The sequence below is a fragment of the Streptomyces sp. NPDC001985 genome (assembly GCF_040296845.1).
Taxonomy (GTDB): domain Bacteria; phylum Actinomycetota; class Actinomycetes; order Streptomycetales; family Streptomycetaceae; genus Streptomyces.
Genome location: NZ_JBEOYB010000001.1, coordinates 161510 through 181087, shown reverse-complemented (window position 1 = coordinate 181087; position 19578 = coordinate 161510). Strand labels below are relative to the sequence as shown.

Below are 19578 nucleotides of genomic sequence, written 5' to 3'. Positions count from 1 at the left end.
TCGGGAATTTCGCCTCTGATGACGTTCAATGCGTCATTATGTGCGGCTGGTTGTGATTGGCCGCAGGTTACAGCGAGGTCATTGTTCCGTGATCCCATGATCACGTGGCGTGTGCGGAGTGTTTCGCTCCATGCTGGCGTCCCCCGCCCCTCACCACCACGCGTCGGCACCGCGTGGAGGGGCCATTCCGGACGTACTTGGAAGGCTCGATGCACACACAGCAGGCGCGGACCCTCATCACCGCGACGCAGTCCCTCCGGAGCGCCGCGGCGACCGCGTTCGAACTACCCACCCGGCTCATCGCTGAAACCACCCACACCACCGGACGGTGCCCTGCTCCCCGGACGGGCGTGACGATACAACACGAGGGGCGGGCACGGTGACCCCACAACCCCCGGCGATTCAGCCGTCCGAGGGCTCGCCCGGCCGGCCGGGCCGCAAACTCGGCCCCATCGTCGACGGTGTCGGCGCCGCGCACCGCGCCTGGCTGGAGGCCCTGCGCGCCCGGCTCGCCGCCAGCGGCATGACCGTCAGCGACCTGGCACAGCGCGCCGGATGGTCGAAGTCGAAGGTCTCCGAACTGCTGCGCGGCGCCGGCCTGTACCCGCGCTGGGAGATCACCCACAACCTGCTTCCCGTCCTGGGAATCCCGGCCGCGCCCATGCGCCGGCTGTGGGCGGCGGCAGCGCTCGAAGCACACAAGAAGCAGGACTGGGTCCAGGCCTGCATAGAGAAGGTGGTGGTGGCCACAGGCCCCCGTACCCCGCCCGTGAATCACCTGGCCTTCACCGAGTTCAACGGCGCCACCTACACCGCCTACGCCCGCACCTTCCTCCGCAACCGCACCGAGGCGGACCGTGCGGTCACCGAGACCTTCGACCTGCTGTGGCTGCGCTGGGACGAGGCCCTGGCCAGCTCCGACGTCCAGTCCTTCGCCTGGCCGATCCTGCGCCGGAGCGTCATGCAGCGCACCCCCCACACCGCTGGGCGTCCGGAGCTGGTCCGCGCCGCCTTCGACACCGTCGTGCTCGGCGAGACCGCGGACCTGACCGCCCAGTTCCTCCAGATGTCCGAGTCGATGCTCCTGTTCCAGGCCATGAGCCGCCTGCCCGACCTCCAGCTCGACGTCATGGTCCTCAAGCACCTGCGCGGCCGCACCACCGAGGCCGTCGCCACCACCCTGGGCATCCCGATCGCCCTGGTGTACTCCGCCGAACGCCACGCCCGACGCTTCCTCACCACCGCTCTCGACCCCCACAACGGCCCAGGAGAGACACCTCAGTGACTGCCCTCGATCACCTCCTCGCCCGCGCCCTGCTCCGCGACGACCCCTACGTCCAGTCCGATCTCATCCCCCACCAGGACATCAGCCTGGCCCTCGACACCCCGTGCTGGCACCCGCCCGGGACCCACAGCCGCCACCGGACCAGCCACACCGCCGCCCGCGACCTGCGGACCCTGTGCGAGACCCTGATCACCCACACCGCCGCCTCGCTCCAGGACTTCCTCACCGACCGGATGCCCGGCCCCCGCGGCGCACGGGTCCTGGGATGCATCCTCCAACTGGCCGGCGACGACGCCGGCGCCCGGTTCTGGTGGCAGTACGCCGCCGGCGCCGGAGACGACACCGCCGCCTACTGCCTCCACCTCCACCACCTGGCCCTCGGAGAGACCCACGCCGCCGCCTGGTGGAGCGAACAGACCCGCCTCGACACCGAAACCGCACCCCAGACGGCCGACTTCCCCTGGCTCCCCGAACTCACCCGCGACCTCGACACCAGCACCCCCACCGTCCTGCGCCTCCTCGGACAGCTCCTGCGCCGCACCGGCCGTTGCAGGACCGAGATCATCGAAGCCGTCGTGGAGTACATCACCGACAGCTCGGCCGTGGCCTACAACGACAACCCCGACATCGAGATGCCCCTGCCCGGCCCCGACTTCGCCGACCACATCACCATCCTCTTCGCCGCCACCACCACGCCCGGCACCCGAACCACGCAGGACCGACGGGCCGACCCCCACCCGCGGCTCTCCCGCCGCGAACCCGAACACGCCCTGGCACTCCTGCGCTCCGAGGAACCGGTACGCGGGGGTCACCATCGCTGACCGGGCGATTCCGCGACAGCGCGGGCCCCGGGAACCGTTCAACCGGCTCGTGGGGCATCCGGGTCATCCGGACGATCGTCCTGGCCCGGCCGGGCACCCCGGCTGCCGTACCCCTTCATCTCATGAGGGGAGAGTCTCTCTCCCTCTGCCCCGAAGTCATCGGCTTCCCGAGGTGTTCCCCGGTCCGCGGCACGCCGGGCGGCCGGCGCGGGCTGTTCTCCCGGGCGCGGGGCCCGGCCCCTGCCTCTCCCTCGCCAGACCACCATGCCGATCAGCAGCCCCACCACCACGACGCCGACGAGAAACGGCCCGAGCCAGGCGACGCCCCCCTCCGCCGCGAGAGTCACCGGGGCGGAAGATTCCTCGGCTGCCACCGTCAAGATCACAACGACTCCATCCCTCTGGTCCCGGTGAGGTTTCCCGCGAGGTGACCGCCTTTCCGCGGCTGTGATCGTTCAGCGCCCGGGACCGTCCCGGGGCGAGCGAGCGCGGAAGCCGTACCTGTCACGGGGCAGGGCGCGGCTTCCACCGGAAAGACGGGCAGGTGCGGGGGGCACGCGGCTGTGTACAGGGGGCGTGCGGCCGGGGGACCGGCGGTCCCCGCGGGCGGCTCTCGCCGGCGCCACCTCAGGCGTGCGGACGTCCGGTGTGCCGACGCGCCTTGTCCGCGGCCTGCTCCGCCTTCCCGGCGACCTGGTCGCGGCGGCCCTCCGCCTGCGCGCCCGCGTCGTCGACAGCCTTTCCGGCCGCCTCCTTCACCTTGCCCTTGAGTTCTTTGGCTTTGCCCTTGGCCTTACTCATAGCGGAATTCCCTTCGGCGCGTTTCCAGGGTGCCTCTCCGCGCGCGGCCCCGCAAACCGCCGCCCGGCATGCGGGCACGGAGCGCCTCGCGCTCCGTGCGGGCGAGACTGTCGGCCGAAGCGGACAGAACGGTGTGGACGGTCCGGTCCGACCGGTCAGCGCATCCCCGCGTGCCCTCCGGGTGAACCACGCGTGCCCCGTGGGGACGCATGAGCCCGTGGCGGTAGAAGCAAGAGGATGCCCAGCGATGCCGAGCCGCCACCGTCCGCCCCCCTCCCGCACCCTGCCGTACCCGAGGGGCTGCGGGCCGCCGCCGCGTACGCCTGGCGTGTCGTGGTGGTGGCCGTCGTCGTGCTCGGGGTCTTCTCCGTGCTCGGCCGCTTCCATCAGATCGCCCTCGCCGTCTTCCTGGCGCTGGTGGCCACGGCCGTGCTGCGGCCCGCCGCCGTGCTGCTCGCCCGGAAGATGCCCCGCGCGCTCGCGGTCGGACTGACACTGACCGGCAGCATCGGCGTCGTGCTCAGTGTGCTCGTACTGGTCGGAGAGGTCGTCGCCGGACAGGAGAGCACGCTGGCGCGAGAGTTCCGCGACGGCTTCCAGCAGATCGCGCACCTGTTGGAGGACTCGCCGTTCCGGCTGCCCCCGCACGCGGTGACCGACTTCCAGTCCCAGCTCGGAGAGCTGCTCTCGACCCACCGCTCAGCCGTCGTGGGCACCGTCCTCAGCGGGGCCGGGCGGGTGGTCGAGGCGTTCACGGTGCTCGCCCTCGCCCTGTTCTGCTCCGTCTTCTTCATCCACTCCGGCGAGCGGTACTGGGCCTGGTTCTGCTCCGAGCTGCCGTCACGGTTCCGCGGTCGTACGGCGGTGGCGGGCCGGGCCGCGTGGCGGACCTTCACCGGATACACCCACGGCGTGCTGCTCGTGGCCACGGTCAACGCGGTCCTCGTCGGCCTCGCCCTCACCCTGCTCGGTGTGCCCCTGGCGCTGCCACTGGCCCTTCTGGAGTTCTTCGCCGCGTTCGTCCCCCTGATCGGATCGCCGATCGCCCTGGCTGTCGCGGTGGTGATCGCCCTCGCGTCCAAAGGGCCGCTCGTGGCGGCGATCGTGATGGCCCTCATCGTGCTCATCGGACAGATCGAGGGCCATCTGCTGCATCCGCTGGTCATGAGCTGGGCGGTGCGGCTTCACCCGGTTGTGGTGGCTCTCTCCGTCATCGGTGGGGCCGTCACCGCGGGCGTGATCGGCGCGGTGACGGCTGTTCCCCTGATCGCTGTGGTCTGGTCGGTGCGCCAGGCGCTCCGCGACCCGGGCCCCGAGTGAACCGAATCCGGCACGCACCAGGGGAGAGCGTCCCTCGCGCGTCCTCGGGGACGGGCCGCTCCCAGCCAGCCGGTACCGCTCCCAGCCAGCCGGTACCGCTCCCCGGCGGCCTCCGAGCCGAGGCGGGCGGCACGCGTGTGGCGCGAGCACCGGCGGACGATCCGCGCGTCGGCAGCGTGATGGGACTCGCCCGCCGCTTTCTCCCCTCGGCGGTGGCCCCCCGGACCCACTGGGCGCACCTTCCCGGTACCCTCCGCGACCACCACGCGCGGTCCCGTGCCGGCGCTCATCACTCGCTCCGCTCTCCCCGGTGACCGTGTGCTGTGCGGTGGTCCACATGGAGTGGGTATCAGCCCCTGCCGGGGACTGACGGGTCCCCGGCAGGGTGTGGAGTGAAACCGTGTCCCGGGAAACCGGCCGCGCTGATCGGAGCCGGCGATTCCTGCGGCGCCGCCGATACGGCGACTGCCGGGCCGGGGCGGGGCGTCGGCTGAGGATTCCGGCTCGTGGACCCGGGCGGCAGGGCTCCCGTTTCTCCGCACTCCACGAGCGGCCCCGCAAAAGATGCGGGCCGCGCCACAGCGACGAAACTGGGCACTATGGCAGAGCGACGAGCGAGTGCCGTTCGCCCCTCAGGGGGGCCGCGGCGAAAGGCTTCTCCCACGAGGGGTCCCGAGCATGCTGCCCGGGCCGCGTGCCGGAGCCTGGAGGGGCTCGTCGACCATCCCGCTGAAGGTGTCTCCGAGGTGCGCCGCTCCGACGACGGCTGGTGCGTGGTCGTCGATGTCCTCGAAGTGGCCCGTATCCCGGACACGACGAGCCTGCTCGCCTCGTACGAGGTGCAGCTCGATCAGCGAGGTGACCTCCTGGAGTACCGCCGTGTCCGCCGCTACCGCCGCGGTTCCGCAGACGAGTAGGCCGAGTTGTCCCACAGCCGGAAGGACCTGCCGTGACCGTCACCTACGCCGATGATGTGGCCCCGTGCCGGTCACGCGCCGGCAACCTCTACGACGTGCTGGAGCTCATCCTCGACCGCGGCATGGTGATCGACGTCTTCGTCCGGGTTTCCCTGGTCGGCATCGAGATCCTCAAAATCGACGCCCGTATCGTCGTGGCGAGCGTGGACACCTACCTCCGGTTCGCGGAGGCGTGCAACCGCCTGGATCTAGAGCGCGACCCGGGCAGCACCACCGTCCCCGAACTGCTCCACGGCGGCGTGGCCAAGTCGATCGGCAAACGCAAGGTGCGCAGAGCCGCGGAGACCGTCGGCGACAAGGTGCGGAAGGCGGTCGGCGGAGGCGATGACTCCGATGAAGCCGACGAGCCCGACGAACCCGACGCAGCCGGTGAACCCGACGAGGACGACTACGACGCCGCTGAGCCGCGACGGCCGAGGAAGCGGGCAGCCCCCGCCCGGGGCAGCGCCGGCCGGCGACGTCGCGTGGAGGCGTGAGCCGGTGGAGACCGACGGCATTCTCGTCTACGCGATCGTTCGGGCCGGTGCCCGGCTGCCCAGGGGAACAAAGGGTGTGGGCGGCGGGGATGTCGTCCTGCGCGCGGTCGGCGGGGGAACGACCGCGGTCGTGGTCGGCGACGCCCCCGCCCAGGTACGGGCACGCCGCCGTGACCTGCTCGCTCACCAGGATCTCCTGATGGGGCTGGCCGAGAGAGGCCCGGTCCTGCCGATGCGCTTCGGGGTGATGGCCCCGGACGAGGAAACCCTCCTCCGCCGGCTGGCGGCCGAGGAGTCGAGCCATGTGGCCAACCTGAAGCGGCTCGCGGGGCATGTGGAGCTCAATGTCAAGGCGATGCCCGCCGAGGACGGACTCGCCGCACTGCTGTCCGAGGACGCGAAGGTGAGGCAGTTGCGCGAGGAAATCCGTCGGCGCCCCGGCTACGAGGCGAGTGTGCGGCTCGGGGAAGCCGTGGTGGCCGGCCTGTTCCGGCGGGCGGCCGAGGCGGGACGCGGCGTTCTCGGCGCCCTCACGCCCCTGGCGCGAGCGACGGCCCCGGGGCCCGAGGTGCGGGGCTGTGCGCTGAACGTGTCCTTCCTCGTCCGGCGCGCTGTCGCCGAGCGATTCAGGACCAGGGTTCAGCGGCTCGCGCACCTCCACCGCGACCATGCCGAACTGCGCGTGTCCGGACCGCTCCCCTGCTACAGCTTTGTCGACGCCCGCACCTCGGCGGCACTGACCGGCGGGAGCTGACCGATGGGGCTGATCTCCGGGATTCTCCTCCTTCCCATCGCGCCGGTTCGCGGTGTGGTGTGGGTCGCCGAACAGCTCCGGGACGCCGCTGAGCGCGAGTTCCGCGACCCGGGCGCGATCCGTGCTCAACTCGCCGCGCTCAACCGGGAACTCGATGACGGGTTCATCGGCTGGGAGGAGTTCGAAGCAGAAGAGGAAAGGTTGCTGGACCGGCTCTACGGTTGCGCCGCACTGGTCGGCCCACGTCGAGTGACGGAAGGTGACGGAGATGAATGATCAGGAGAAGGTAGCGCTCGCCGCTGCGGTTGTGGGCGGCTACGTGCTGGGCAGGACGAAGAAGGGCCGACTGGCTCTGAGCGTCGCCACCTATCTGGCGGGGCGCCGATTCGGGCTCGAACCGCGCGCGCTGGTGGCCGAAGGGGTGCGGAGACTCGGTGAGATCCCGCAGTTCGCCGAATTGCAGGATCAGTTGAGGGGCGAGGTTCTCGACGCCGGACGACAGGCGGTGACCGCGGCCGCGAACCGAGGCATGAGCTCTCTGGCCGACGCCATCAGTGACCGGACCGCCCGTCTCGGCGAGCTGGGCGCCGGGGAGCCCGACGAGGCGGACGAGGCGGACGAGGCGGACGCCGAGGATGAGGAGTACGAGTACGAGGAGGAGGGCCCGGAGGACGACGAGGACGAGGACGAGGGCTACGAGGAAGAGCCCGAGGACGAGGAAGCAGAAGACGAGGGTTGGGACGAGGAACAGGACGAAGAAGAGGACGAGGAAGAGGAGGAGGAAGAAGAGGACGAGGACGAGGAGCCGGAGGCGCCCGCTCCACGACCGCGTCGCCGCACCGCGGCGAGAAAGCAGCCGGAGAAGCCGTCCGGGAAGTCCGCGGCACCGAGGAAGGCCCCCGCGAAGAGGTCGGCTCCGGCCAAGAAGGCACCGGCCAAGAAGGCACCGGCGAAAAAGGCTCCTGCCAAGAAGGCCCCCGCCAAGAAGGCCGCCCCGGCGAAGAAGTCCGCGGCGAAGAAGGCCGCTCCGGCGAAGAAGCCGGCTTCCAGGAAGTCCGCTCCGGCGAAGAAGGCCCCCGCGAAGAAGGCCCCCGCGAAGAGGTCGGCTCCGGCGAAGAAGTCCGCCGCCAAGAAAACCGCTTCATCGAAGCGGACAGCATCCAAGCGCACCGAGCGCCGGAGGTAGTCAGCCATGGCCAGGACGGAAGACGAGCCGGACGCTCCGGCTGATTCGGGCGCCGATCGCCTCAAGGAGGAGCTGACGAAATTCGTCCTAGCGCAGGTCCAGAGGATCGCCGACGGCGTGGGCGGGAAACTCAGCGATGTCACGGACCAGCTCAGCGGAGTGGCCGAGAACGGAGGGACACTTCCGGCCTTGGGGGCGCGCGTTCTGGGGGGTGAATCTCCGATCAAGGCCCTCGTCTCCGAAAAGGCGAAGGGCGTCAAGGACGCGGTCGTGGGCAAGGCCAAGGACGCCATGGGCGGGGGAAAGGGCAAGCGCAAGTCCGGCGGCGGTAAATCGATGAACATCATCGAGGTGCTCGATGTGGGCGTTCCCTTGCGCACCGCGTATGACGCCTGGACCCAGTACGACCAGTTCAGCAGCTTCGCCAAGGGCGTCCAGGACGTCTCGAAGAGCGAGGACGCGCTCAGTGACTGGAAGGTCAAGATCGGACCGTCGGCACGCAGCTTCAAGGCCACCGTGCAGGAACAGGTCCCCGACGACCGCATCGTGTGGACGTCCGAGGGCGCCAAGGGCACCACGCGGGGTGCCGTGAGTTTCCACGAGCTGGCGCCGAATCTGACGCGCATCGTGCTGGTCGTCGAGTACTACCCATCCGGATTCTTCGAGAAGACGGGCAACCTCTGGCGCGCACAGGGCCGCCGTATCCGACTGGACTTCAAGCACTTCCAACGCCATATCACCCTCACGGAGGAGGAACCGGAGGGCTGGCGCGGCGAGATCCGCGATGGCGAGGTTGTTGTCTCCCATGAGGACGCCGTGGCGGAGGAGGAGCAGGGCGAGGACGAGGCCGAGGCCGAGGACGCGGACGAAGAGCCGGCGGACGAGGGCGAGGACGAGGACGGGGAGGAAGACGAGGAGGAAGACGGGGAGTACGAGGAGGACGGAGAGGAAGAGGAGCCGGACGAAGAACTGGCCGACGAGGACGAGGACGAGGACGAGGACGAGGAAGAGCCGGAGGAGCCGGAGGAGCCGTCGTCCGGCAGGCGCCGGCAGCGGCGGAGTTCGCGGTGACCGAACTCGACACGCGGCAGGGAGAGCAGTGGGCGCCCGGTCCGCAGACCACCAACCTCGCGGACATCCTTGAACGCGTACTCGACAAGGGCATCGTCATCGCGGGAGACATCAAGATCGACCTCCTCGACATCGAGCTGCTCACCATCCGGCTCCGCCTCTTCGTGGCGTCCGTCGACACCGCCAAGAAGGCCGGCATCGACTGGTGGGAGACCGACCCAGCGCTGAGTTCCCGCGCGCGGCGCGAGGCGCTGGAGGACGAGAACCGCGAACTGCGCGACCGCCTGGCCGCACTGGAGGCCTCGCCGAGTGACTCGAAGGTCCGAGCGGCCGGGAAGAGCGAGTGAACATGACACAGCCCGGCGCGCGGCCCCCGGCGACCCCGGCCACCGGAGTGACCTACGTGTTCGCCGTATTCCAGGACGCCCGCGCACGTACTGTCGCGGAGGCCGGCGGCCTGGCGGGCATGCCGGGCGGTGCTGCCGTCCGGGTGCTGCCCTCGGGATCGCTCGCCGCGCTGGTCCAGACCGTACCGGCCGCGGACTTCACCGACGAGGCCTGGCAGGAGCGGCTCACCGACCTCCGTGAGCTGGAGACGTACGCACGGGCGCACCATACGGTGGTGTCCGCCGTCGCCGGACGGTGCCCCACCGTTCCCCTGCCGCTCGCCACTCTGTACCACGACGACGCACGGGCCCAGGAGGAACTGTGCCGGGAGTCGGAGCGGTTCCACGCCGCGCTGCGGCGGATCGCGTACCGATCCGAGTGGGGAGTGAAGGTGTACGCGTCGGCTCCCGGCACCGATGAGCCGGAGCCGGCGCCCGCGCCGACCCGCGCCGTCCCCGGTGCGGGACTCGCGTACCTGAATCGGAAGCGTGGTGTCCAGGAACGGCGCGAGTGGCGGAGAGAACAGGCGCTGCGCCTCGCGGAGACGGTCGACGCCGAGTTGCGAGCGTTCGCCGAGGCATCCCGGCGGCTTCGGGTGGAGACCCGGGAGGACCGCGAGGTCCAAGTGCTCAACGCCACCTACCTGATCGGCGAACACCAGGTGGAGGAGTTCGCCCTGCTGGTGGACACGGTGCGGGAACGCACCGGCGGGCAGATCGAACTCTCCGGACCGTGGGTCCCCTACTCCTTCGTCGGTGAGGCGTGACCATGGGGAGTGACATCGTGCCCTGGGACGGTCCGGAGCCATTGGCGGGCCCCATCGGGGTGCCTCTGGTGGATCTGCTGGACCGAGTGCTGGCCACCGGGGTGGTCATCAGCGGAGACTTGGTCATCGCCATCGCGGACGTGCCTCTCGTACGGCTGTCGCTGCACGCCCTGTTGTCGTCGGTCAACGAGCGAGTGCCCGCGCCGTGGGCCGACGGAGGACCACTGTGACCGATTCGCGCGTGGACCTGAACTCCGACCAGATGGGGCGAGATCTGGTGACCCTGGTGCTGACCGTCGTCGAGCTGCTGCGCCAGCTGATGGAGCGGCAGGCCATCCGACGGGTGGAGCAGGGTGATCTGAGCGACGAGAAGATCGAGGAGATCGGGACCACCCTGATGCTGCTCGACCAGCGAATGACGCAACTGTGCGAGCAGCACGGTGTGCGGCCCGAGGATCTCAATCTCGATCTCGGCCCCCTCGGCAAGCTGCTTCCCCCTCGCTGAGCGGACGCACACAGTCGGCGGAGACGGGCTTGTGGGCTGCTCATCCGTGCGCTTGCTCCGCCCCGAGGAGGGCCGGTCCCGCGTGCCGCCTGCCCGTGATGGCGGAAGGCCGCGGACGGGAGCACAGTGGATGAGGAGGCTCACGTGAGAGCCGTACACCAAAACCTCTGCGAGGCGTCATGACCACATCTCAGGGTGAGAAAGCGGTAACGCACGGGAACGACCAGGGCACCCGGGGAAGGACGACGATCGCGGACGGGGTCGTGGCCACCATCGCCGGAATCGCGATCCGCGAGACCGACGGCGTGCATACGGTGGGACGCGGGGCGTCGAAGGCCCTCGGAGCGGTCGCGGGCAGGATGCCCGGGTCCTCCAGCGCCGGCCGAGGTGTGAAAGTCGAAGTGGGCGAGAAGCAGACCGCTGTCGACGTGGACATCGAGGTCGAGTACGGCATCCCCATCCATGAACTCGCCGACACCATACGGACCCACGTCACCGACGCGGTCGAGACCATGACCGGCCTGGAAGTCGTCGAGATCAACATCAACGTCTTCGACGTCCACATCCCGGACGACGACACTGATGAGGACAACGGTTCGCGGAGCGCGGAGAGCGGCCGGGTGCAATGAACCACGTACACGGCTGAGAAGCGGAGAAGGGGCTCAGCGCCCGGAGCCCGCGAGGCCCCGCGAAACCCCACCGGCGCGGCGACGGCAGCCACCAGGCCCCGCCTGCTCTTACCGGACAGGCGGCCCGCACCCCGCGACCCGGCTCGCGATCGTGCTCGGGGCTCGGGCACCCTCGTGTCCTCGACGGACATCTCTCCTGCTGGGGCCCCGGCGGCTTCACTCCCGGCCCGCACCGGCGGGCTGCGCGGGGGCGGTCAGGGGCCGGGCGAGTGACCGGGGTGACCGTGGGTGCGCCGGGCCTGTTTCATCTCCGCCTCGTACACATGCTCCCGGCCCTCCAGCAGTTCCTGCCGGATACGGGCCTCGGTGTCGGTGAAGGGCCGGTAGTAGTGGGTGTTGTACGCCTCCACGATCTGGAAGGTCCAGTGCCCGGGGATGACGTCGCGGCCCACGATCTCGCGCTCCAGCAGGTCGGCCTGGGCGGCGTGGCCCGCCGCGCGCAACTGCTCCAGGGCTTCGTCGAGCTTCAGATCCGCGCCGCCGGTCAACTGGTGGAAGGCGTAGAGGCTGCCCCGGGCCCGCTCCACGGTCTCCAGGGCCTCGGAGAGCGCCCCCAGAGCCCGGACCGTCGCGTCGCTCGCTCCGTCGGGGCGCCTGGGTGACGGATCGGTCCGTTCGTCACCGGCGGTTTCGTCGTTCACGGTTCTCCTGGGAAAGTTCCCGTGTGGCGGGGGGCGGGGTCAGGGGAGGGCTGCCGAACTCCCGGACGGTCCGGTCGCTGAGGCCCGGCACTCCTCCTCGAAGCGGATATCGCACTCGACCGCCACGGCGGTCCGCCCGGCGTCCCGGACCAGCCGGACGGTCTCGCCGGCCTCGTCCCGTTCCCCGGGCAGATGAGTGAAGAGGACATCGGCGCCCTCGCGGGCGCAGGCGAGTGCGACCGCCCGGCCGATCCCGGAGTCCCCGCCGGTGATCAGGGCCTTGCGGTCCTCGAGGACTCCCGAGCCGCGGTAGGTGTCCTCACCGTGGTCGGGCGGCGGGTCCATCGGGCCCGTCCAGCCGGGGTGGGCCCGCTCCTGCGACGGGAACTCGGGCCGCGGGTAGGTGTCCGTCGGATTGCCGGCCGGCTGGTTCTCGGGCATCGGGACGCCTCTTCCTTGTGCTGCCACGGGGGTCTCGGTCGCGGTGCCTTCCGCTCAGGCGGGCGGGTAGGGCGCGCTCCCGAGCAGTTTCGCGAGGTGGACGGCGTTGGCGGCGAGGGTTTTGGTGGTGGTCGCGACGGCTTCGGGAGTGCCGTCCAGGTCCTGGTAGTCGGTGCCCTGCCGGGCCTCCCCGACCCAGTAGGTGACCGCGCTCGGTGCGAGGGAGAACCCGAGGTCGTTGAGGCCCTGGAAGAGGTCGGCGCTCACCTTGTGCGCGCCGTCCTCGTTGCCGACGACGGCGACCGCGCCGACCTTTCCGGCGAACAGCGGCCGGCCCTCGTCGTCGGTCTCGGAGATGTCCGCGTTGAGCCGCTCCAGGACGCGCTGGCAGAGGCTGGAGGGGTGGCCGAGCCAGATGGGGGTGGCCAGGAGCACGATGTCCGCGGCCATGATCTTCTCCCAGAGCCCCGGCCACGCGTCGCCGTCGCCCAGGTCCCGGGAGATTCCGGAGCGGACATCGTGGTCGGCCACCCGGACGGTCTCGCCCTGGACGCCGAGGGCGGCGAGTTCGGACATCACCTGCTGGGCGAGGAGGTGACTGCTGGAACGGTCGGGTGAGGGGGTGAGCGTGCAGACGAGCGCTACGGCGCGGACCACGGAGTCTCCAGGTGCCGAAAGGGGGAGGGGAAGGGGAGGTGGTGGGGCGGCCGTGCGGGGTGCACCCGAGCCGTGTGCCGGGTGCCCGCCGCACGGGCCTCAGAGGGTGCCGCGCCAGGCGCCCGTTGCGGTGCCCCGGGTCTCGATGAACTCCTTGAAGTTCTTGAGGTCGCCCCTGGCCTGGCGGCGGACGAAGCCGAGCTTGTCGGCGACGGTGTCGGTGATGCCCTGCGGGTCGTGGTCGAGCTGGAGCATGATTTTGGTGTGGGTGTCGTCCAGGCGGTGGAAGGTGACGACACCGGCCTGGCGGACCTCGCCCTCGACGGTGGTCCAGGCGACCCGCTCGTCGGGGATCTGCTCGGTGATCCTCGCGTCGAACTCGCGGCTCACCCCGTCCACCTTGGTGACCCAGTGCGTCAGGGTCGGGGTGCGCTGCTCGATCCGTTCCACCGCGTCCATGAACTGCGGGAACTCCTCGAACTGCGTCCACTGGTTGTAGGCCGTGCTCACCGGTACGGCGACCTCGACGGACTCCTCGATCTTCGACATGTCCACTCCCTGTGGTGGTCCGATGGTGACAGAGCGGCGCGTACCCGGGTTCCCTCGTCTGACACGGCGGCTCGGTGTCCGGGAGTCGAATGGCCGGGCCGGGGAGCATTCTGGTGCCCAGGATTTGGGCGCCGGCACCAGCCCGGAGGCCGTCCGTGTCGCCACCTCCCTGCAAGAACCGGCCCCGAAGCGGGATAGGACGGCTCAGAGCATCAGGGTGATGGCGTAGACGAGGAAGAACGCCGCGAACACGGCCGCGACGAGCAGGATGATCACAAGGGGCGCTTTGCCCCAGCCGCGGCTCGTCTCCTGGCGGGGCCCCGTGCCGGAGGACGTCCCCGACTCCGCCGGCGGTGTCTCCCCGGGCGGGACCCCGCCACCGGGCTCCCCGGGATCAGGCCCGGGATCGGTGTTGTCGAAGCTCATGCCACAGAGGTACCCCGCGACGAGCACACGGTGCGGACCTTCGTCGGGAATTACGGCAAACGGGAAGGCGGCGCGCCCGAGCGCCGCGCGTACGGCGTGACCCGCCGGGGCGGCCTTCCCCCCCCGGCGGGTGTCCGTGGAGGGCGTCTCGGTGGGCCCGGCCACGCCGGGACTCCCGGAGCGGGGAGCCGGGCGGCAACCGGACAGGGCCGTCCCCGGGCAGCAGCCGCTCGCGACCGATGAGCGGGGGGACCACCCTCCTGTCTCTCACGCGGGGCGCCGAGGAGGTGCCGCCGAGGAGGTGCCGCCGGGGGACGCGCCGCTGCGGGCCGCGCTGGTCGCGCTCTGGCGAGACGGCCGGATTCTCGTGGTCCTCGGTCGGTACCGGCAGTCCTGGGAACGTCCCGGCGAACGCACTGAGCAGGGTGAATCGCCCCGACAGGGCCGCGGTGCGCGAGCTGTTCGCACCACCCCGCCCGCGCCCCGGGCAGCCGGACGGTTCCCGGGGTGAGGCCGTCGGGGAATCCGGAGACGGACGCGGGTGCCGGCTGTTCCGTGCCGCTCCCATGAACCCTGTCGGCGCTCAGGGCAGGGGCGTGCGGCGGATCAGCAGGATCGCCACATCGTCGTACCCGGGGTGGGTGAAAGCCTTCGAGACGAGGAGGTCGGCCAGGTCCTCCAGACCGGGGGAGCCGGCGGCGGTGTTCCGGTTGTCGCGCATCCACCGGCCGAACGCGGTGGACACCGCGGCCACAGCCTCGTCGTACGGCCGGCCGGGCCGGTCCACCAGCCCGTCCGTGTAGAGCAGCAGGGCCTCGCCCGGCTGGAGCTGTCCGTGGAAGACGGGATACCCGCCGTCGGGCGCGTAGCCGAGGGGGAGTGAGCCGGGCACGTCCAGCTCGCGGACGGTTCCGTCGGCCCCGGACTGGAGCGGGTTGGGGTGGCCGGCCCGGACGATCCGGAGCTGCCCGGCGGGCGGGGTCACGTCCACGATGCAGCAGGTGGCGAATCGTTCGGTGTCCAGGCCCCACAGGGTCTGGTTGCCGCGTGCCATCAGGTGCTCCGCCCGGTAGCCGTCCGAGGAGTGCGCCCGCAGAGCGGTGCGGAGCTGTCCCATGACCCCCGCGGCCTGCGCGCTGTGCCCCTGGACGTCGCCGATGACGAACGACGCGCCGCCGTCCTGGCGCGGCATCATGTCGAACCAGTCGCCCCCCACCTGCATGCCCTGGGCGGCGGGGAGATAGCGGGCGGCGATCTCGAAGCCGGGCAGCCGGCCCAGCGCGCGCGGCATCATCAGTTCCTGGAGTTCGGTCATCCGGTGGCGGTAGACATCGGAGAGCCGGGCGCGGGCCAGGGACTGGGCGAGGATGCCGCCGACGGCGGCGATGATGATCTGGTCGTCGGAACCGAAGGCGCGCGGCTTCTCGTAGGCGATGAGGCAGGTGCCGACCGTGCCGTCCGCCGAGGTCAGCGGCAGGACCACCCAGGCCTCGTGCTCGCGGCCAGGGCGTACCGCGGGGTGGGGGAAGCGCCGGAGGTACTCCTCGCGGGTGCGGAAGAACAGGGGCTCGCCCCCGTGCAGGGCGGTGGCCATCGGTCCGCCGTCCTCCACGCCGAACAGCCGCAGCCGTTCCACCGTCTCCTCCGGGTAGCCGGCCGCGCCCGCGAGGAGGAGGCGTCCCTCGTGCTCCAGATGGATGGCCATCGCGTGCGCTCCGAGCTCGGGCAGGACGGTGCCGGTCATGGCGTCGAGGACGTCCTCAGTCGTCAGCGCCGCGGCGAAGGCGCTGGTCGTACTGAGGACGAACTCCCTCCGGGCCTCGCGCCGGGCCGCGCGCTCGCGCTGCTCGGTGATGTCCCAGACCACACCGATCATGGTCCGGGGCCCATGGTCCGCCCGTCGCTCGACGGTGCCCTTGGCCTCCAGCCAGTGGTGGCTGCCGTCGGGCCAGACGGCCCGGCACACCACGTGGTACTCACCGGTCTCCAGGCTCGCCTCCATGGCCTGGGCCACGGCCGCCCGGTCGTCGGGGTGAATGGCCTTCTGGAAGGTCGAGATACGGGAGTCGAAGTCCTGGGACCCGATCCCGAACAGTTTGACCGTGCGTTCGTCCCAGACGACCGTGTCCGTGTCGATGTCCCACTCGAAGGCGCCGATGTCGCCACTGGACATGGCGAGTTCGAGCCGGGTGCGGCGGCTCAGCCGGCCCGCCGCGGAATCGGCCGCCACCGCTCCTTCCGGGGTCACTCCGGCGGGCGGCCCCGTCCCCTCCAGCGCGAGCAGATGCTCCAGCCGGTGCGCGAACACGTCGGCGACCATGGTCAGCAGTTGGTCGTCCCCGGGGCTGAGCCTGCTGGACCGGGGGAGCCGCACGACGAGCCCGCCGAGGCACCGGTCGTCGACGAGCAGGGGCAGCACCACATAGTCCATGGCCATGTTCAGCATGCCGCCGAGATCGGGGTACCGCGTCATGAGTTCCCCGGCCGTGCCGTAGACGGGCCGCCGTTCCCGTACGGCGACGGCCAGCGGCAGTGTGGAGTCCGGGGCGACCACGGGGAACCGTTCGGCGAGGCCCGTGCGCATGCCCTGGTGGCCGGCGAGGCGGAGCCAGCCGTCCTCGTCGGCGATGAAGACGGCCCCCGCGTCGGGGGTGATGCCCGCGAGCGCCACATCGATCGCCGTGGCCAGCAGAGTGTCCGCGTCGGGGCAGCTCAACAGCCGGATGACGCTCTCACGGAGGGTGGGATTCGGGGAGCGGGGCCCGGCCGGGGAGTCCTGGGGCGGGGGTGCGCCGTCCTGCTTCCGCGTGTCGTCCGAGTCACTCGCGGTTACGGCTCGGGCACCGGGGAGCGGGCCGGTGGCGTCCTCCCGGGCGCCCGGCGAGGGTGCCGGGGCCCCGGCCGGTGCGGGGGGCCGCGGCGCCGGCTTCTCCCCGGTGCCGGAGCCGTCCTGTGCCGCCACCGCCCACCTCCTCACTCGGAACGGGCGTCCGAGGCCCGAAAAGCCCAGGTCGACGCCCCGCGCCCACGCAGCCGGACGCGTGCGTCCGGCAAGACGCATCCATCCGATGGCCCGCCGCCATCGGCGCAGAGCTATATCGACCATTTTGCACCCCGTTCGTTGAGTCTGTGCTGTGAGCACCGAACAGTGGCTTCCGGTGCCGGTCGCCAGGGGCCCGGACGGCCGGCGGACACGATGGCCCGCGGCATCGGCGCCGGATGTCCGGCGCCGATGCCGCGGGCCGGTGCGGCGTGCCGTGGACGCGGAAGCCGGACAGCTCACCCTCGCGGGCGGTCAGAGGGTGCCGGTGCGGGCGGCCGGGACGAGGCGCGGGACGAGCCGGACGCAGACGACCATGCCGATCACCTCGACGAGGGTCTGGGTGACCACCACGACCGAGGCGACGGTCAGGGAGTCGGGGAGGGCGAGCGCGAGAGGGAGGACGACCAGGGAGTTGCGGGTCGCGCCGGTGAAGACGACCGCCCGTCCGGCGGGGGCGTCGAGCCGGAACAGCCGGGCGACCGCCTTCCCGGCGAAGGCCATGACGACGAGGAACAGCGCGTAGAACGGGATGACGGCGGCGACGTCGCCCAGGCTGCCGCCCAGCTTGGGGATCTGGGAGGCGACCACGGTGAACAGGGTGGCGGCCATCAGCGGGACCATCGTGGTGGTCGCGGCGCCGGAGGCCGCCCGTCCGGCCGGCCTCCGGGCCGCCCACGCCTGGACGGCCCAGGCCAGCGCCAGCGGAATGACGATCAGTACGGCGAACGCCTCGACGAACGGCCCGACCTCGACGATGTCGGCCAGCTCCGACCCCAGGAACAGATACAGGAACCCCGGCAGCAGCAGCATCTGCGCGACCAGCAGCAGCGGGGTCGCGGCCAGCAGACGGCGGCTCGACCCGCCCGCCAGCCCGGAGAAGACGATCACATAGTCCACACACGGGCACAGCAGCACCAGCAGGACGCCGATCCGCACCGCCTGGTCGGCGGGGAGGAACACGAACATCGCCGCGACCACCAGCGGCACCACCACGAAGTTCACCACCAGGGCGGCGGCCAGGAACCGCCCGTCCCGCAGCGAACGCAGCAACTCGGCGGCCGGGACCTGGAGAAAGGTGACGAACAGCAGCGCGCCCAGGACCGGGTTGATGGCGTGCTCCAGCCCCGGCCCCGCCGAAGGCGCCGCCCAGCCCACCAGCGCGCCCGCCGCCATCGCGCCGAGATACACCGAGACCTGGTGCTGCTCCATCCGCTCGACCAGCCCCGACGACTCCTGCGACACCGCGTGCTCCCCGCTCCGAACCGGCCACTCCTGCGGCGACCGGTGTGTCCCCCCATCCTCACAGGCCACGGCGGGTGGCCCGGCTCCCGCCCGGCGCTGTGCCCGACACCCTGCCGGAGCCCGCCGGGGACGACCGGAGCCCGCCGGAGCCGGCCCGAGGCCGAGCAGCCACGCCTGCGGTCAGCCCGACGCCCGACGCCCGACGCCCGGCGGCGGGGGGCGCGGGCAGACCGCTCGACCAGGGAGGGGTTCCGGCGGTGAACCAGGTGCGGCGTGCTCATGGTCCGGGCCGGAGAAGGACTGTGTCACCCGATCCGGTGGTCGTCCCCCGCTGTTCCGCGCGGCGGGCCCGTGCGGGTCAGCACCCCGTGCGGGTCAGCACCGCCATGCCGAGGTCCCTCAGATGCTGGGAGAGGTCGGGCCAGGGGTGGGTGCGGCCGACCCGGACGGTGAAGTAGATCATTCCGTGCACCGCATGGACGATGATCTTCAGTTCGGCCGGCTCGCGGCCGGGCAGGACCGAGCCGAGGGCCTGGACCCAGACATCGAGGTAGTCCGCCTGGAGCCGGCGGAGCGCCGTGCGCTCCCTGTCGGGCAACTGGTCCCGCTCATTGGACAGGATGCCCATGAGGTGCGTCTGTTCGAGGGAGACCGCGATGTGGGCGCGCAGGAGCAGCTCCAGCGCCTCCCCGGGGTCGGCGGCCCGGTCGAGCGCCGTCTCCACGGATGTCCTGATGCGCTCGCCGCCCCGGTTCACGGCGGCGATCAGCAGATCGCTCTTGCGGGGGAAGTGGCGGTAGACACCGGAGGCGACGATGCCGCCCGCCTCGCCGATGTCCGCCATGGTGACGGACTGGAAACCGCGCTCGTCGAACAGCCGGATCGCCTCGGTCAGCAACTGCTCACGCCGGGGTATCCGCAGCCCGGGGGAGCCGGTTGACCCTCCGGTCTCCCTCGGGTGCGGGCCGGGGGGCACCGCTTCGGTGCGCAGGGGGGCGTGCGCGGCGGCGGAGGCGACGCGCAGCATCAACTGTTCGTGGCGGCGCCTCGGCAGCGCGATGCGATGGCGGACCCTGCTGCCCAGGGTGCCGAGCACGGCCCGGGCCAGCAGATGGGCCTCGGGTTCGCCCAGTTCCGGCCGTTCCGCGCGGAGCAGGGGGACGAGGCGCGCGACGACCTCGATCTCGTGCTCCAGGATCGCCGCGCGCTGCGTGTCCTCCAGATTCCGGGCCTCGCGTTCCCAGACGGCGAGGACTCCGCGCTCCCCGGTGACCAGGGCCGCCAGCGCGGTGAGGGCCGCCTCCAGGTCGCCGGCCTCGCCGATCAGGGCGTCGACGGTGTCGAGGCTGCCCAGGACCGTGTGCAGCAGCAGGTCCTGCTTGTTGCGGTAGTGGTGGTAGAGAGCGGAGGCGGTGATGCCGAGGCTGTCGGCCACATCGGTCACGGACACGTTGTGGTAGCCGCGCTGAAGGAAGAGTTCGGCGGCCGCGGCGCGGATCAGGGCCTTGCGGTTGGGCGGTCTGCGCGCTGCCACGTCCGTC

General features: G+C 71.3%; 23 protein-coding genes and 1 pseudogene. 14 read left to right on the top strand and 10 right to left on the bottom strand.

The genetic code is table 11. From position 1 onward, the window contains the following. Nucleotides 1-379 precede the first annotated feature (379 nt). Nucleotides 380-1285, top strand: a complete 906-nt coding sequence (locus ABT122_RS00715) for a helix-turn-helix domain-containing protein (RefSeq protein WP_351543120.1) — start codon at nucleotides 380-382, stop codon at nucleotides 1283-1285. Then, a complete protein-coding gene (locus ABT122_RS00710) occupies nucleotides 1282-2106 on the top strand; it encodes a hypothetical protein (RefSeq protein WP_351543117.1) in 825 nt (274 codons plus the stop codon). The genes ABT122_RS00715 and ABT122_RS00710 overlap by 4 nt, the downstream gene beginning before the upstream one ends. 38 nt (nucleotides 2107-2144) lie before the next feature. Here ABT122_RS00710 and ABT122_RS00705 read toward each other — a convergent pair whose 3' ends face one another. Then, a complete protein-coding gene (locus tag ABT122_RS00705; RefSeq protein ID WP_351543217.1) occupies nucleotides 2145-2453 on the bottom strand; it encodes a DUF6479 family protein in 309 nt (102 codons plus the stop codon). A gap of 280 nt (nucleotides 2454-2733) precedes the next feature. Then, complete coding sequence (locus ABT122_RS00700; protein ID WP_351543115.1) at nucleotides 2734-2907, bottom strand: CsbD family protein; 174 nt, start codon at nucleotides 2905-2907, stop codon at nucleotides 2734-2736. A 237-nt stretch (nucleotides 2908-3144) separates the two neighbouring features. Here ABT122_RS00700 and ABT122_RS00695 point away from each other — a divergent pair, with 237 nt between their 5' ends. The 12 genes from ABT122_RS00695 to ABT122_RS00640 all read left to right on the top strand — a co-directional run bounded on the left by ABT122_RS00695 (nucleotide 3145) and on the right by ABT122_RS00640 (nucleotide 10978). After that, complete coding sequence (locus tag ABT122_RS00695; protein WP_351543112.1) at nucleotides 3145-4227, top strand: AI-2E family transporter; 1083 nt, start codon at nucleotides 3145-3147, stop codon at nucleotides 4225-4227. A gap of 599 nt (nucleotides 4228-4826) precedes the next feature. Then, on the top strand, nucleotides 4827-5144 hold the full coding sequence (locus tag ABT122_RS00690; RefSeq protein WP_351543109.1) for a gas vesicle protein GvpO: 318 nt from the start codon (nucleotides 4827-4829) through the stop codon (nucleotides 5142-5144). Between the two features lie 32 nt (nucleotides 5145-5176). After that, nucleotides 5177-5680, top strand: a complete 504-nt coding sequence (gvpJ, locus tag ABT122_RS00685; protein WP_351543106.1) for a gas vesicle protein GvpJ — start codon at nucleotides 5177-5179, stop codon at nucleotides 5678-5680. 4 nt (nucleotides 5681-5684) lie between these two features. Then, nucleotides 5685-6434: a GvpL/GvpF family gas vesicle protein gene (locus tag ABT122_RS00680; RefSeq protein ID WP_351543103.1), complete on the top strand. Its 750-nt coding sequence runs from the start codon at nucleotides 5685-5687 to the stop codon at nucleotides 6432-6434. 3 nt (nucleotides 6435-6437) lie between these two features. Further along, complete coding sequence (locus ABT122_RS00675) at nucleotides 6438-6710, top strand: gas vesicle protein GvpG (RefSeq protein ID WP_351543101.1); 273 nt, start codon at nucleotides 6438-6440, stop codon at nucleotides 6708-6710. Continuing rightward, entirely contained in the window at nucleotides 6703-7620 is a 918-nt protein-coding gene (locus tag ABT122_RS00670; protein WP_351543098.1) for a histone protein, read from the top strand. The genes ABT122_RS00675 and ABT122_RS00670 overlap by 8 nt, the downstream gene beginning before the upstream one ends. Before the next feature lie 6 nt (nucleotides 7621-7626). Further along, nucleotides 7627-8691: an SRPBCC family protein gene (locus tag ABT122_RS00665; RefSeq protein ID WP_351543095.1), complete on the top strand. Its 1065-nt coding sequence runs from the start codon at nucleotides 7627-7629 to the stop codon at nucleotides 8689-8691. Then, nucleotides 8688-9038, top strand: a complete 351-nt coding sequence (locus ABT122_RS00660; protein ID WP_351543092.1) for a gas vesicle protein — start codon at nucleotides 8688-8690, stop codon at nucleotides 9036-9038. The genes ABT122_RS00665 and ABT122_RS00660 overlap by 4 nt, the downstream gene beginning before the upstream one ends. Nucleotides 9039-9040: 2 nt before the next feature. Next, complete coding sequence (locus ABT122_RS00655) at nucleotides 9041-9844, top strand: GvpL/GvpF family gas vesicle protein (protein ID WP_351543089.1); 804 nt, start codon at nucleotides 9041-9043, stop codon at nucleotides 9842-9844. Between the two features lie 2 nt (nucleotides 9845-9846). Further along, entirely contained in the window at nucleotides 9847-10074 is a 228-nt protein-coding gene (locus ABT122_RS00650) for a gas vesicle protein (protein WP_351543087.1), read from the top strand. Next, complete coding sequence (locus ABT122_RS00645) at nucleotides 10071-10349, top strand: gas vesicle protein K (protein WP_351543084.1); 279 nt, start codon at nucleotides 10071-10073, stop codon at nucleotides 10347-10349. Before ABT122_RS00650 ends, ABT122_RS00645 begins: the two co-directional genes overlap by 4 nt. A 179-nt stretch (nucleotides 10350-10528) precedes the next feature. Then, nucleotides 10529-10978 (top strand): Asp23/Gls24 family envelope stress response protein, encoded by a 450-nt coding sequence (locus ABT122_RS00640; RefSeq protein ID WP_351543081.1) that lies wholly within the window; start codon nucleotides 10529-10531, stop codon nucleotides 10976-10978. 254 nt (nucleotides 10979-11232) lie between these two features. On the opposite strand, the gene ABT122_RS00635 is transcribed toward ABT122_RS00640, so the two are convergent. The 8 genes and pseudogenes from ABT122_RS00635 to ABT122_RS00600 form a co-directional block, all read right to left on the bottom strand. Then, nucleotides 11233-11679, bottom strand: a complete 447-nt coding sequence (locus tag ABT122_RS00635; RefSeq protein ID WP_351543078.1) for a hypothetical protein — start codon at nucleotides 11677-11679, stop codon at nucleotides 11233-11235. Nucleotides 11680-11686: 7 nt separating this feature from the next. Then, nucleotides 11687-12120 (bottom strand): annotated as a pseudogene (locus ABT122_RS00630) (SDR family NAD(P)-dependent oxidoreductase); the annotation flags it as partial. Between the two features lie 54 nt (nucleotides 12121-12174). Then, a complete protein-coding gene (locus tag ABT122_RS00625) occupies nucleotides 12175-12777 on the bottom strand; it encodes a flavodoxin family protein (RefSeq protein ID WP_351543075.1) in 603 nt (200 codons plus the stop codon). 99 nt (nucleotides 12778-12876) lie between these two features. Further along, nucleotides 12877-13326 carry an SRPBCC family protein gene (locus ABT122_RS00620; protein ID WP_351543072.1) on the bottom strand — a complete coding sequence of 150 codons (450 nt, stop codon included), beginning with the start codon at nucleotides 13324-13326 and terminating at the stop codon, nucleotides 12877-12879. Nucleotides 13327-13530: 204 nt separating this feature from the next. Continuing rightward, complete coding sequence (locus tag ABT122_RS00615) at nucleotides 13531-13752, bottom strand: DUF6480 family protein (protein ID WP_351543069.1); 222 nt, start codon at nucleotides 13750-13752, stop codon at nucleotides 13531-13533. A 583-nt stretch (nucleotides 13753-14335) separates the two neighbouring features. Further along, nucleotides 14336-16468 carry a SpoIIE family protein phosphatase gene (locus tag ABT122_RS00610; protein ID WP_351543066.1) on the bottom strand — a complete coding sequence of 711 codons (2133 nt, stop codon included), beginning with the start codon at nucleotides 16466-16468 and terminating at the stop codon, nucleotides 14336-14338. A gap of 579 nt (nucleotides 16469-17047) precedes the next feature. After that, nucleotides 17048-18037: an arsenic resistance protein gene (locus tag ABT122_RS00605; RefSeq protein WP_351543063.1), complete on the bottom strand. Its 990-nt coding sequence runs from the start codon at nucleotides 18035-18037 to the stop codon at nucleotides 17048-17050. Between the two features lie 358 nt (nucleotides 18038-18395). Beyond that, entirely contained in the window at nucleotides 18396-19571 is a 1176-nt protein-coding gene (locus ABT122_RS00600) for a TetR/AcrR family transcriptional regulator (RefSeq protein ID WP_351543060.1), read from the bottom strand. Between the last annotated feature and the right edge of the window lie 7 nt (nucleotides 19572-19578).

Bases quoted from the DNA above. Each gene is read 5' to 3' on its own strand.
- ABT122_RS00700 (WP_351543115.1), bottom strand. From the start codon at position 2,907: ATGAGTAAGGCCAAGGGCAAAGCCAAAGAACTCAAGGGCAAGGTGAAG.
- ABT122_RS00695 (WP_351543112.1), top strand. From the start codon at position 3,145: ATGCCCAGCGATGCCGAGCCGCCACCGTCCGCCCCCCTCCCGCACCCT.
- ABT122_RS00690 (WP_351543109.1), top strand. From the start codon at position 4,827: ATGGCAGAGCGACGAGCGAGTGCCGTTCGCCCCTCAGGGGGGCCGCGG.
- ABT122_RS00675 (WP_351543101.1), top strand. From the start codon at position 6,438: ATGGGGCTGATCTCCGGGATTCTCCTCCTTCCCATCGCGCCGGTTCGC.
- ABT122_RS00670 (WP_351543098.1), top strand. From the start codon at position 6,703: ATGAATGATCAGGAGAAGGTAGCGCTCGCCGCTGCGGTTGTGGGCGGC.
- ABT122_RS00665 (WP_351543095.1), top strand. From the start codon at position 7,627: ATGGCCAGGACGGAAGACGAGCCGGACGCTCCGGCTGATTCGGGCGCC.
- ABT122_RS00655 (WP_351543089.1), top strand. From the start codon at position 9,041: ATGACACAGCCCGGCGCGCGGCCCCCGGCGACCCCGGCCACCGGAGTG.
- ABT122_RS00650 (WP_351543087.1), top strand. From the start codon at position 9,847: ATGGGGAGTGACATCGTGCCCTGGGACGGTCCGGAGCCATTGGCGGGC.
- ABT122_RS00640 (WP_351543081.1), top strand. From the start codon at position 10,529: ATGACCACATCTCAGGGTGAGAAAGCGGTAACGCACGGGAACGACCAG.
- ABT122_RS00620 (WP_351543072.1), bottom strand. From the start codon at position 13,326: ATGTCGAAGATCGAGGAGTCCGTCGAGGTCGCCGTACCGGTGAGCACG.
- ABT122_RS00615 (WP_351543069.1), bottom strand. From the start codon at position 13,752: ATGAGCTTCGACAACACCGATCCCGGGCCTGATCCCGGGGAGCCCGGT.